Here is a 12,254-nt window from a genome sequence, read left to right as displayed (position 1 = left end):
CATGCCCGCCCTGACCGCCGACCGCACCCCCGACCAACTGGTCGCGGAACTGGAGCGGCTCATCGGCGTGGAGTGGCCCACGGTGTGGGCGGGGGTGCCGGACGACGAGAAACGGCGAGAACACTGGTTGGCGGGGTTCGGCTGGCGACCGCTGTGGTTCCAGGGCGGTTTGCGCGTCCGTACGGCCCTGGGAGGCCGCCTGCACCTCGCCTCCCACGCCCTCGGCGGTCCGGTGACCCGCGTCGACCACACGGTGTGGTCGGCCCGGGCGCTGGACACGGATGAGAACGCCCTGGTCACCGACCTGGCGGAGGAGCGCTGGACCGCCTGCCTGACCGCCCTGCGTGGCCTGCTGGGCAACCCGGTCTGGAACGGCACCTGGGACACGCCGGATTTCCCAGAACTGCCGGGGCCAGGAGCCTGGCCCGACGCCGGGTGGCGTGCGGAACACCAGGACCCGCACCGCGTCGCCGTGTGGCGATTCCGGGTACCACAGGCACCGGTGTTCGAGCTCAGGGCGGCGCTCGGTGCAACGGCACGACGCGGTCCCGTACCAGCCAATGCGAGGATCGAACTCGTCTGCCATGACCCCGACCACGTGGAGTCCCGTCGGCAGGCACGGCGCGGATGAACCGGAGCCGCGCGGAACGCGAGGAAGGTGACAAGCGATGACGACCCTCAGGATCGACCGCAGCCCCGAGCAGTTTGCCGAGGAGCTCAAGGGCCTTGAGCACGTGGACTGGCCGGCCGTCTGGGCGGGCCCGCCGAACCCAGGCCAGGCACTGGACGACTGGTGCGCGCTGTTCGGCTGGAAGCCGACGTCGGCGGAGCGGGTTCTGACCGTACGCAGTGGCACAGGCCAGGACTTCGCTCTTTTCCCGGTGCGCTCCGCTGGATGGGCTCCGGTCAAACAGCTCAACTGGACGAGTTGGCAAATGTCCGCAGATGACTCGTCCGAGAACGACGAGGTTCTCACCCAGGCTGCTGAGACATGGACCGCCTACGTGGGGGCTGCCCGCACTGTGCTCGGTGACCCTTCCTACAGAGGTGCCTGGGATGACCCCGCCTTCCCGGAACCGCCGCACGACCGGCACTGGCTCGTGCCCAGCAACCTTCGCCTGGAGGACATGGACCCCTATCGCCTGGCGATCTGGCGACAGGGAGGGCCAGAAGGTCACATCACCGTTCTCGCCGTCAAGCCGGGGTCCGTAGGAGCGCCGGGCGCGCTCCGACGCACGATGATCAAAGTAACCTGCTACCCGCCGGAGGCCGTGTGATCCAGGCACACATCCCGGGCCAAGTTCTCGACAACGCCCGTGACCGGCAGCAGATCGTTGAGCCCGGGCTGACCGAGGCCGAAGCCAAGCGGATCGCGAGGGGGCTGCGCGAGGGCATCGATCACCTCCCGGACAAGGAGTACAGGAAGCAACTCCACCAGCGGCTGCGGGCGTTCGCGGCCGCTCAGGACGTGGACCTGCCAACCCCCGACACCAGATCGACCTTCTGGTCCTACCGGCTCGAGGACCACCCGCAGATCAATATGGAGCCCGGGGAAGAGCTGTACAGCATGCACATGGCGGCTGCGTACACCGAGGCACAGAACTCGATCGTGCAGGACACTCTGCGGTACTTGGAGGGCACGCCTGGCGGAGAAGCACTGGGTCGACTCCATCTGTGGGACACGGAGATGCAGGACGCGCTGGACCTGGATCAGAAGGCGGGTACGGCCCTGGCCTACGACGCCTGGGGCACCCTCTCCGAGAAGTACGCCGCGAAGACGGAGGGCGAGGCCCTCTTCTTCATGGCCGAGCTCAACCCGGGAACCGTCGCCTACCAGACCGAGTCACGACAGCTCCGCCAGGACGGCAAACTCGACATCATCAACTTCATGTATCCGGCGCCGACGCAGAAGTACGCGGACCTGGCACCCGAGACACAGGAGTTGCTGTCCTCCCAGGCCGTCCGCGCCCAGGTCCACACCTTCTCGTACGACGAGAACGACCCCAAGTGCACGCCGCTGACCAAGGCAGGCCACCTGGACCTGGAGCAGTTGGCGGCGCTCCCCACCCCCGAGGCCCAACGCGCCGCCGTCCTGGAGGTCTGCGCCCGCGTGGCGACCATGGACGGCCCCGCCCGTGCGGCCGATGTGGAGAAGCTCGTCGAGGAGATCAAGGTCCTGCGTCCGGACCACGAGGTGACGCTGCCCAGCGTCGAGGACCAGCAATGGGCTGCCTCGCTCCGCGAGCCGGCGCAGGAGTCCTCGGCGACGCCGAAGCCCCCGCCGGCCCCCGCCATCAGCACCCACGGCCAGTACCTGCCCGGCGTCACGGTGAACGCGAAGGTGGGACCCGTGGTCCCCCAGCCTCTCCCCACCGCGACGACGAAGTCCCTGGCCGGCGCCCACGCCTTCCTGCCCGGCGTCACCCCACAGACCAAGCAGCTCACCGCCCCGGACAAGCCCGCCACTCCCGCGACTCCCACCCAGGCCCCTCCCGCCCCCGAGCAGTCCCGCGACACGGGAATGGGAGTGTGACCCCGCCCATGAGCCGCACCCCGCGCACCCGCACCGGCCCCGGCACCCCACAGCCCCGCCCCGGCAAGCAGACACAGACGCCCGCCGCAACACCGCCCCGCCTCCGCCGCCTCCTCCACCAGGACAGGAACGACCCCTGGGCGGTCAAGCTCCTCCCCCGCATCGTCTTCGGCATCGCGGCCGCCTACACCTTGTTCACCCTGGCCTCCCAGAGCGGCTCGTCCTTCGTCACGGTCGGCACACTGATCGTCCTCGGCGTCGTCGTCTGGCTGCTCCGCCGCCGCGTCCAGTTGCTGCTGGCCCTGGCCTCGACGACCATCGCCGCCGCACTCACCGGCTACCTCTCGGCCGCGGGCGACGCGGCACGCTGGAACACGGGCGCGGCCGTCAGCGGACAGGCGGTGTTCGGCTACTGGGCCCTCGCCGGAATGGCCCTCCTCGGCGCCTGGATGGTGAAGAACCACCCGGGCCGCCGCGGCGTCACCGTCGTCCTCGCGGATGTGATCCTCGTCATCGCGTCCGTCGTCGGGATGTTCCTGCCAGAAGCGGGCGTACCGGTCGGATTCCTCGGCGTGATCGGCGTCCTGGCGCTGCGCGGAGACCGCGCGAAAGCCATGGTGACCCGCGTGACAGCCCGTCTCCGCCTGGCACTTGACCACCGACGGCCGCGCAAAGCCACTGACCCGTCGGACAGTTGAGGCCCATGTGAACGTTTCGTCTCGTCACTGTGCCGGATCGGTACATGCTTTGCAGATGCGTTGCACGGGGTTGACCTGTCGTTCTAAAGTCCCCTCCGATCAGGCTTCAGCACGGGGGACTACACACATGCGTATGGCCAGCCATACGGTGCTGCACGCGCGGCCGACGCGCGGACCGGTACGGGGGCCGGGAGCCCACATACCGGACGCCGCCCTGCCCTGCCAGCGCCGACCGGACGTCTTCCAGCACCCGCTCCTCGAGGCGTCGACGGACATCCCGGACACCCCGCCCGAACAGCGCCACCAGCACCTGGTCCTGCTCCGCACCGCCCGTGACCTGTGCGCTTCCTGCCCGCTGTGGGCGGAATGCCTCCAGGACGCCATCGCCCACGCCGAGCCCTACGGCTACGCGGCCGCGACCACCCTGGAAGACCGCCGCTGGATCCGCCGCGCCCTCGCCGTCGGCGACCCGAACGGCAACCTGCCCACCCACACGACGGACGCCGCCGGCTCCGCAACCGGCTCGGGCTCCGGCACCGGCGACACATCCCGCCGTCTGCTCCGCCTGCGCTCCCGTACGACCGACGCGGCTGCCCGCCACGCCGCCGAGCGCGGCCTGCCCGAACTGGAGCGGATACTCGACGCGTTCGACGCCCGCCAGGAGCAACTGGCCACGCTACGACGCGAGTTGCCCGCAATCCCGAGGCAGTTGCACGAGCACACCACCACACAGGGCACCCACAGACACCCCCTCCCCCACCCGCACGCACACCCGGAAAGCAGGAACGAGGACATGGCAGCGGCCGAGTCCGGGCAGCGGATCGCCTTCTCGTACGACGATCCCGCCCAGGCCGTACGACAGGCTCTGCTGGCCCCCCTGATCCGCTCGGCCCTGCCCACGCTGGACAGCCTGGAGCAGTTGGTCACGATGCTGGCGAGCGTGCCCGGCGGCGGCATCGCACCGGAACTGCCGGAGAACCTCCGCGCGGTACGGAAGGCAGTGGAGGCACTGGAGACACTGACGACACCGGCCCCGGAGCGCAGCCAGGGCACCCGCGATCCCGCTGTGCCCGCCCTGCCCGCCACGGACACCGGCAACCCCCTGCGCGCCCTGACCGGCTCGGTCTCCGTCGAACTCGCCACCACCGACCCGGTGGCGGCCCTGCGCCGCGACTTCCTGGAACCCCTGCTGCGCGAACTCGCCTCCTCCCTCGCCAACATCGAGAAGGTGACGACCATGCTGGCCGCGACCTCGGACGCCGACGAGGTCCACCTGGAGCCGATCCGCACCGCGCTACAGGGCATCCGCGCCCGCCTCCCACACCCGACCACCCCCAACACAACAGCAGGGCCGGGAACGAGGACGGGGACGGGTATGAGGACAGGCACCCCCTCCACACCCACACCCCCCGCCACCCCCAGCATCCGAGCCGCCGTGGAAACGGTCGCGGCGACGTTCCCGGGCCCCTTCTCCGCCCGCGACGTCCTGCGCGCACTCCCGCCCGGCGTCTACGGCGACCCCTCGAAGACGATCAGCAACGTCCTGTCCGCCCTGGTCAAGTCGGGCCGCCTGCAACGCCTCGCCCGAGGCACGTACGCTCGCACGGTGAACGTCGCCGTGGACGTCCCCGAACAGGACGAGGCGAAGAGCGCCTGACCCGGAACTGCCCCGGAACCGAGCCGGAAGGACCCTGATCCCCGATGACCGAACCGACGCCGCCACCCCCGTACCCGGCCCCGTCCCCCACCACGGCGGACGCCCAGGTGCACGTCTTCTCCCCCAACGCCGGCCTGATCGACGGCGTCCCGGTCACCGCCCCGCCCTACGGCGACATCCAGGACGTGGTCCTGTCGATCCTCCAACAACGCGCCCAACAACTGGGCGCCCCCACCCCGGCCACGATCACCGACAACCGCTACGGCGGCGCGATCCGCCTCCTGATCCACCCGGACGGGACGACGGAACAGCTGAGCTGAGCATCCGCCGCCGACTCAGCCCCGCTTGGGCCCGGTGATCGCCTCACCGACGACGAACCCCTTGGCGGGGCCTTTGGGGACGATCACGTCGGTGCCGTAGGGGACGCGGTGGACGTCCTCCCAGTCGGCCTTGTCAGCCTGAGGCCCGGTGAAGAGGGTGACGGCACCCTGGTCGTCGTAGTCGTCGATGAGGACGTAGACGGGGATACCGGCGCGGGCGTATTCGCGACGCTTACGGACGTGGTCGCGGTCCTGGTTGCGCTTGCCGGGGGAAACGACTTCGAAGATCACCCGAACCGCGGCAGCGGTGAGGCCGAGGCCGTCATCGGTCACGTAGCGCTCGGGGTCCCTGGCGACGACGAACAGGTCGGGAATCCACGCCGAGCCCTCGTGGATGATGTTGGTGTCGTGCAGGGCGGCGAAGTCCCCGCTCCTGAGGAAGTCTCCCAGCGCCTCCTTCAGCAGGAAGATGATCTGGCTGTGCGAATAGCGGCCGGTGGGCGACACCTCGATGGCTCCCTCGATGATCTCAGCGCGGTAGCCCTCGGGGAGTTCCATGGCCTTCCATGCCTGCCACACGACCTCGTCGAGGCCGGGCCCGTTGTCGGGCAGGTCCTGAGGCGCGGTCTTGGTCTCAGGCATCGTCTCGGGCCTCTCGTGCGCAAGAGCGGTCATGGCGGCATCACCTCCTCAAGTGTGGGCTTGGCGTCCCTTGGGGCACAAGCGACGCGATCACGGTAGGTACGGCAATAGGGCTGACCAGGGAAAATAAACCCGGCTCACCCGTTCGAGCGACGAAGAAACGATCTACCGTCCCCGCCCAACTCGAACCACACCCCCTTCGCATACCGCCCCGCCCTCTCCTCCGCGACCCCCCACACATCCGCCATCTCCTCGACGAGCGCGAGCCCCCTCCCCCAACAGGCCACCGCCCCGCCGACGGGGTACGCCACGACAGGCGGGTCAGGACTCTCGTCGAAGACGCTGACCCGCAGACCGGTCGGCGTCAGCCGGATACGGAGCATGGCGGTGCCCTTGGTGTGCAGGTGCACGTTCGTGACGAGCTCCGAGGTACACAGGGCCGCCGGCATGACCAGGGACTCCTTGTCGTGGGTGAAGAGAACGGCGCGCACGAAGTCCCGGCACACGCGCGGCGAGGTGACGTCGGCCGGGGCGAACAGGCTGTATTCCCAGGCGAGTTGAGCTGTCCGGTGGGCGGCACGGCGAGCTGGGTTCATGGGGGCGGCTCCTTTGTGTGCCCGGCGATGGCGTCGCCCACGGGGTGCGGGTGCTCTGTCGGCTTACGGGCAGGGGAAGTTGGACGGTTTCGGTGCGTGACCGATTCCTCACCCAAGGTAGGCCAGAAAGGCTTTCATTAACAACCCAATCACCCTCACCGGTGGACCAACCGCTCCAGCCGGGGCAGACTTTGGGCACGCCGACAAGGAGAGACACGTGGGACTGCGCACGACCATCAGCGAGCGTCAGCGGCGACTCGGCTTCGAACTCAAACACCTGCGCGAACAGGCGGGTTTGACGGCTGGTGAGGCGGCCGGGCGGATCAGCATGGGCCGGGTCCAACTGAGTCAGATCGAGACCGCCAAGACGAGCATCCTGACCCCGCGACTGCGCGAGCTCTGCGACCTCTACGGTTGTACAGATAAGGCGTACATTGAATCCCTGGTCGCCCTGTCCGAGTCGACCGGCAGAGGCTGGTGGCGGGCGTACCGCAAGCACATGGGGCCCAACGCCCTCAATCTGGCCGAACTCGAATCAGAGGCCGTGGCCATCAGGACGCACGAGCCGCTGTTCATCCCGGGCCTCTTCCAGACCCCCGCCTACACGCGCGCCATCTTCACCAGCCCGGACCTGGGCTTCGCGAACATCGAGGAGGGACTGCGGTTTCGCATGGAACGGCAGCACATCCTGACGCGCGACGAACCGCCGACCGTCCATGCCGTCATCCACGAGTCGGCGCTGCACATGCGGTTCGGCGGTGACGATGTCGTACGGGAGCAGTTGCTGCGGCTGATCGAGCTGGCACGCCTGCCCAACGTGACGATCCAGATCTACCCGTTCAGCGCTCAGGCACAGGCCGCACTCACCGGCAACTTCGCACACATCGTCCCCGCCGAACCGAAGTTGGGCACGGTGGTGGTCGAACAACTGCTGGGCGCCCACTACTTGGTGCAGCCGTGCCAACTCTCGGAGTACGACGCCCTGTTCGCCCGCATCGCGAAGTACGCCCTCGCCCCCATCGACGTATCGTTGGCCCCCGAGACTCACTCGGTGAAGGACTCGTTGGCCTTGATCCAGCACCTGCTCTACACCCTCTGAGGAGGCACGGAATGCCCGAACTGAAGTGGCAGAAGTCGTCGTACAGCGGCGGCCCGGAAGGCAACTGCCTCTACCTCGCCCCCACCCCCCACGGAACGATCCGCCTCCGCGAAAGCGACACCCCGGACATCATCCTGGCCACCACTCAGGAGGCCCTGACCGCCCTCCTGCGGCACGCCAAGGCGCAGCAGACATGGACGTAGACGCGCCCGAAACTCCCTCCGGACGCGTCAGCTCCCCCACGCCTACGGGCGGATTTCAGGGTGCTCTCAATTCGGCCCAGGAGTCGTAATCGGGTCTACGAAGTTGAGCGGTGCGCGCGAGCTGGGGACGGGTGGACACGACGCGGAAATGTGACACTCCAGCACAGAAGTGTCACATTTCCACAGGGAAGCCCCCCGGCTCTCCACAGCGCGCCGAAGGGTGCACCGCTCAACTTCGAAGACCCGGCGTCGCTCTTGGACGCGTCGCCAGTCATCCGACCCGGGCAAGCGCAACCGTCCAGTTCCCGGACGGGGAATCGAGTTCTCGACCGGTCCACCCTCCATTCCTGGTCCTGCACCAGAAAGACGTCGGCTGGCTCCAGCGAGTGGTCCGTCTCGACACCGTCGACTACGACGACCAGGTCAACCAGCAGTGGCCGGCCAACACGAGCGGCCCTCCACCCGGGGCAAGACATGGCGCAGAACATGACGGACATCATTCCTGCGCTCGGGAATCGCGAGACGAAGCCTTACCTCACTGAGCAGCTTTTCACCACGTCCTCAGGCAGTGCCGATACCCGAAGCCGTCGAGGATGCGCTCCGTACCCGCTCACGCCTTGGGAGCGGCCCCGCCGGGCTGGCTGCTGACCGCGTCGATGTCGGCGAGGACCTTACGGGTGAGGTCGATGTCCATCTCGAGAATGTCGCGATCGAACTTTGCCGGCTCCCTGTCATAGCGAGCCTTGCCCACCTCGGAGGTGAAGGCGGATGCCGGAATGGCGTCCTGCCCCTGAGGAATGAACTTCGGAAGCTCCTCGAAGGCAGCCAGCGCGTATGCCATCGCGCCCCGGTACTTATGGTGCTCGGATTCAGGCGAGTTGAGCATGTCGAGCCCGGTGCGACGAGAGACGCGGTGTGCGACTTCCGCGAACTCACCGGGATCGATGATCTCGGACGGCTCAGGGCCGCCGAAGGCGGGCGGCGGCGGTGGGATTTCGTCCGCCATCAAGAAGGTGAAGATCCGGTTGCGGCCGCAGTCCCGGCAGGTGCCCTCGTAGACGGCGACGATGTCGTCACCGTGCTGCTCCAGACGATGCCGACGATCGAAGTCGGGACTCCCGCACTCGCACGGGTGCAAGTCCATGTACAGGTGCGCTTCCAACGAGGATCGGGCTCTCAACATGACATGATCCTAAGTCTGTTGTGCGATTTGACCATGTACCGGGCCTGGGGAGGGGCATCACATGGACAGTTCGGCCAATCCCCGGATGGTGGTAGGCACACTGCCGCAGTACCCACACGCGCACCAGGAAGAACTCGTGTCGGCCGCGGGACGCGACATGGGCTCGGTGGCCGCCGCTGTCCTCGGGGACGGGCTGGACTCCCTCGACGCGGATCGGACCAACGACGGGCGTCAGTATTTCGTACTGCGGGACAGCCAGGGGAAGTCCGCGACGGTCTGGGTGGACGCCGTTCCGCTGGAGACAGGGACGATCGCCGACACGGCGACGAACACAACGTCGCAGAACTACGTCATCCGCGTCTCCGACCGTCTTCCGGCCGAGATGTTGGGTCGGGTGCTCGCACACGAACTCGGTGAGCTCGTCGCCGTGCGCGAACGCGCCGCCGAAGGTTTGGCCCCCGTGCGGGAAGACCTTCTACGCGAAGGAGCCGAGCTCCCGGCGCACCAGGAGCTGTCCACATCGGACAGAGGACGCATAGGTGAGCTCAACTGGCTCGCCGGGCGTAGCGCAGCCCCCGATCTTTCCCCTGAGCAGCAGATGGAGGCGCGTGCGGAGTTCTCCGCGCTGCTTGATCCGTACGGCATACGACCGACCGTCGCCATGACGGACGAGGATGCGTTCCGGCCCCAGGAGAGGGCTGCACGCGTGCGATACCGGGTGTCGGCCGATTTCCTCTCCGCCGGCTCCCGACGCCTGCTCGATACCCTCGCCCACCCCCTAGAACACCTCCCCCCACCCGACGCCACCGCCCTCCAGGCATCCCGCGACGCCGCCCTCCGCGCAGAGCGCCAGGTCGAAGCGTTCATCGGGCGGCGTGACGTCACCATGCCCCTCCCCGGCTACGACCAGAACGGGCTGCCGCTTCCCCGCGACCAGTTGAAACCCGCCGCCGAGCGATGGGCGGAGTACCGCGCGCAGGTCAGCGAGCGCACCGTGCAGGCGCTGGAGGGGCAGCTCGCCGGCGGGCAACTCCCGCGGCGCAAAGTCGTGATCGGCGGCGGCGCGAGCCTCACCGGGCGCGATCCGGAGGCGCTGCTGGTGGACGGGGCGGGCCGGTGGCATCTGGACCCCGGGAACGGGATCGTGCAGTCGGCGGACCAGGACCGCGACCTCGCGCAATGGATGGGCGTCGATCCGTACGCGGCGGTCGAAGACCCCCGGCAACGGGTGTCCATCCACGCGGTACGGATCTGGGAGGACCAACTCGCCACCCAGGGCGACGTGGTGAACGGCCGGGCCCGTCTGCGTCTGGGCAACGACGGTGAACTCCTCACCGAGGTACGGAAGTTCGATCAGGACGGCAAGGAGAGCGGGACCCCGCTGTGGGTGGCGTGCGACGGGACGCCGAGCGTCGCGACCGGCCTCACGCCGGACGTGGTGCCGGGAACGCCGCGCGGCCGGACCGGGGTGGAGAGCCGCAGCGAGGCCGTGCGGCTGATCGGTGACCGGCTGCGGGAACTGGAGGGGAGCAACGTCCCCGGGGCGGGCGAGCTGCACGCCTGGCTGACCCAGGCCGAGCGGGCCGGCGCGGACACCCGGACCGTGCTCGGCGCGCTGGAGTCGTCACCGCTGAAGGACGCCCTGACGGTCGGCCTGAACACCGAGGCCGCCGCCCGCATGGGCAACTGCTTCACCGCCCTCGACTCGACGCGGAAGTGGGAGGCGGCGCGTGAGGCCGCGCCGGGGCGGGCGCTGCTGGGCGACGAGGTCGCCGAGAGCCGTTTCGACCCGCACGCCGCCCGGCACTGGATCATCGCCGGGTCCGGCGGCACCGGGGTCGCCAACGCCGAGATCATCCTGCGGACGAATCTCGACGCCCACGTCACGATCATCGGCTCGAGCCCGCCGGCCGCGCTCCAGCACCAGGTCCAGTACCCGGAGATGCTCGCCGAGTACGCCGGGGGCGACGATCCGCGTCTGACGATCGGCAAGGAGCAGGTGGGGGCGATCGAGACCTACCGGCACGAGAGCGGAGAGACCTGGTTCCATGCGGACTACGTGGACGCGAACACCGGGGAACGGAAAACGGCCAGAGCCGGCGGCTACGTCACCAGCCTCGGCCGCACCAACCCCCTCCCGCCCGCCCTCCAGGACCTCGCGAACGAGGTGCGCGACCGCGGCGGCGAGATCTCCGGGGACCTGCTCTTCGACAAGGACGACCAGTACATCGGCTACGGCCTCACCTTCGCCGTGGACGGCAGGGAACACCGCGTCGACGTGGACGGCGCCGCCTCCTGGCAGCTACCGCGCGAGATCTTCGCCCCGGAGACGGGGATCCAGGCCGACCTGAACCAGATGGGCCTGCGCGGTCTGCCGTCCGAGACCGGCAACGCGGCCCCCGGCTTCTCCCCGATCGCCCGCCAGAGCGCCCTGCGCGCACGCGCCGTCGCGGCGGCAGCGGCCGGCGAAACCGAAGCCGTACGACGCACGTCGACCATCCCGGAACGCTGGCAACGCCCGGACCTCAAAGACCTGGGGGACCTCAAAGACCTGACGGACCTGAAAGACCTGAGGGACCCGAGCCAGGCGGCGAACCCACCGTCCACAGGCCCCGAGCGCCCTCAGCGCCCCGAGAACCCCGGGCGCCCCGAAACCCCCACCCCGCCCCAGGAAACATCCACCCCGGGTATCGCCGGTTCACACCTGTGGCAGATGGGCATGCCCCAGGGCGGTGCCAACCGCCCACCTGCCCCCGTCCAGCAGCCGCAGCAACAACCGCCGGGCCACGAGCGGCCCGAACCGGGCGTCGCCATGGGCGACTGACGGCCTACCGCCCACCACCCACCGCCTAACCACCCACCCACCCAGCTCAGTCGGACGACTGCTGCCGCTTGGGCCGCCAGACCACCAACGCGCTGGTCTGCTGCACCTCCTGGTACGGCACCAGATCCCGCCGGTACGACGCGTGCACCGCCGCTTCCCGCTGCTGCATCGCCGAGGCCGCGCCGTCCAGCGCGGCCTCCATCTCGGCCACCCGGGACTGCAGAGCGGCCACCTGGTTCTCGAGTTCGATGATCCGCTTGATGCCGGCCAGGTTGATGCCCTCGTCCTGGGACAGGTTCTGCACCGTGCGGAGCAGTTCGATGTCGCGGGCCGAGTAGCGGCGCCCCCGGCCGGCGGTGCGGTCGGGGGAGACGAGGCCAAGGCGGTCGTACTGGCGCAGCGTCTGCGGGTGCAGGCCGGAGAGCTGGGCCGCCACCGAGATGACGTAGACCGGGGTCTCCTCGGTCAGTTCGTACGGGTTACGCCGACGGCCGTCCAT

Annotated in this window: 14 protein-coding genes; 9 read left to right on the top strand and 5 right to left on the bottom strand. The window is 69.0% G+C overall.

All coding sequences use genetic code 11. From position 1 onward, the window contains the following. Position 1 precedes the first annotated feature (1 nt). The 6 genes from OG352_RS23245 (at position 2) to OG352_RS23220 (ending at position 5,208) form a co-directional block, all read left to right on the top strand. Positions 2 to 631 carry a hypothetical protein gene (locus OG352_RS23245; RefSeq protein WP_329219478.1) on the top strand — a complete coding sequence of 210 codons (630 nt, stop codon included), beginning with the start codon at positions 2 to 4 and terminating at the stop codon, positions 629 to 631. A gap of 37 nt (positions 632 to 668) precedes the next feature. Next, a complete protein-coding gene (locus OG352_RS23240) occupies positions 669 to 1,277 on the top strand; it encodes a hypothetical protein (protein ID WP_329219476.1) in 609 nt (202 codons plus the stop codon). Further along, entirely contained in the window at positions 1,274 to 2,533 is a 1,260-nt protein-coding gene (locus tag OG352_RS23235) for a hypothetical protein (RefSeq protein WP_329219475.1), read from the top strand. Before OG352_RS23240 ends, OG352_RS23235 begins: the two co-directional genes overlap by 4 nt. 8 nt (positions 2,534 to 2,541) lie before the next feature. Continuing rightward, entirely contained in the window at positions 2,542 to 3,231 is a 690-nt protein-coding gene (locus OG352_RS23230; protein WP_329219473.1) for a hypothetical protein, read from the top strand. 133 nt (positions 3,232 to 3,364) lie between these two features. Further along, on the top strand, positions 3,365 to 4,888 hold the full coding sequence (locus OG352_RS23225) for a WhiB family transcriptional regulator (protein ID WP_329219472.1): 1,524 nt from the start codon (positions 3,365 to 3,367) through the stop codon (positions 4,886 to 4,888). Positions 4,889 to 4,932: 44 nt separating this feature from the next. Further along, on the top strand, positions 4,933 to 5,208 hold the full coding sequence (locus OG352_RS23220) for a hypothetical protein (RefSeq protein ID WP_329219471.1): 276 nt from the start codon (positions 4,933 to 4,935) through the stop codon (positions 5,206 to 5,208). A 15-nt stretch (positions 5,209 to 5,223) separates the two neighbouring features. Here the strand turns inward: OG352_RS23220 and OG352_RS23215 are convergent, their stop codons facing one another. Continuing rightward, positions 5,224 to 5,883 (bottom strand): Uma2 family endonuclease, encoded by a 660-nt coding sequence (locus tag OG352_RS23215; RefSeq protein WP_329219470.1) that lies wholly within the window; start codon positions 5,881 to 5,883, stop codon positions 5,224 to 5,226. A gap of 104 nt (positions 5,884 to 5,987) precedes the next feature. Then, on the bottom strand, positions 5,988 to 6,446 hold the full coding sequence (locus OG352_RS23210) for an ATP-binding protein (RefSeq protein ID WP_329219469.1): 459 nt from the start codon (positions 6,444 to 6,446) through the stop codon (positions 5,988 to 5,990). A 217-nt stretch (positions 6,447 to 6,663) separates the two neighbouring features. On the opposite strand from OG352_RS23210, the gene OG352_RS23205 reads away from it, so the two are divergent. Together OG352_RS23205 and OG352_RS23200 are read left to right on the top strand one after the other, a co-directional pair. Further along, positions 6,664 to 7,545 carry a helix-turn-helix domain-containing protein gene (locus OG352_RS23205; protein ID WP_329219468.1) on the top strand — a complete coding sequence of 294 codons (882 nt, stop codon included), beginning with the start codon at positions 6,664 to 6,666 and terminating at the stop codon, positions 7,543 to 7,545. A gap of 11 nt (positions 7,546 to 7,556) precedes the next feature. Next, a complete protein-coding gene (locus OG352_RS23200; protein ID WP_329219467.1) occupies positions 7,557 to 7,748 on the top strand; it encodes a DUF397 domain-containing protein in 192 nt (63 codons plus the stop codon). Positions 7,749 to 7,843: 95 nt separating this feature from the next. On the opposite strand, the gene OG352_RS40040 is transcribed toward OG352_RS23200, so the two are convergent. Both OG352_RS40040 and OG352_RS23195 read right to left on the bottom strand, forming a co-directional pair. After that, positions 7,844 to 8,224, bottom strand: coding sequence for a DUF6406 domain-containing protein (locus OG352_RS40040; RefSeq protein ID WP_443072497.1), 381 nt, complete (start codon positions 8,222 to 8,224; stop codon positions 7,844 to 7,846). Positions 8,225 to 8,358: 134 nt separating this feature from the next. Beyond that, complete coding sequence (locus OG352_RS23195; RefSeq protein ID WP_329219466.1) at positions 8,359 to 8,931, bottom strand: hypothetical protein; 573 nt, start codon at positions 8,929 to 8,931, stop codon at positions 8,359 to 8,361. A 136-nt stretch (positions 8,932 to 9,067) separates the two neighbouring features. Here OG352_RS23195 and OG352_RS23190 point away from each other — a divergent pair, with 136 nt between their 5' ends. Beyond that, positions 9,068 to 11,755: a hypothetical protein gene (locus OG352_RS23190; protein ID WP_329219464.1), complete on the top strand. Its 2,688-nt coding sequence runs from the start codon at positions 9,068 to 9,070 to the stop codon at positions 11,753 to 11,755. Between the two features lie 46 nt (positions 11,756 to 11,801). Here the strand turns inward: OG352_RS23190 and OG352_RS23185 are convergent, their stop codons facing one another. Beyond that, the gene (locus OG352_RS23185; protein WP_329223931.1) at positions 11,802 to 12,254 is read right to left on the bottom strand and encodes a heat shock protein transcriptional repressor HspR; all 453 of its coding nucleotides are present in this window, start codon (positions 12,252 to 12,254) and stop codon (positions 11,802 to 11,804) included.

The organism is Streptomyces sp. NBC_01485, from assembly GCF_036227125.1.
Taxonomy (GTDB): domain Bacteria; phylum Actinomycetota; class Actinomycetes; order Streptomycetales; family Streptomycetaceae; genus Streptomyces.
The sequence above is the reverse complement of the archived record's forward strand: the minus strand, read 5'-3'. Positions and strand labels throughout refer to the sequence as shown.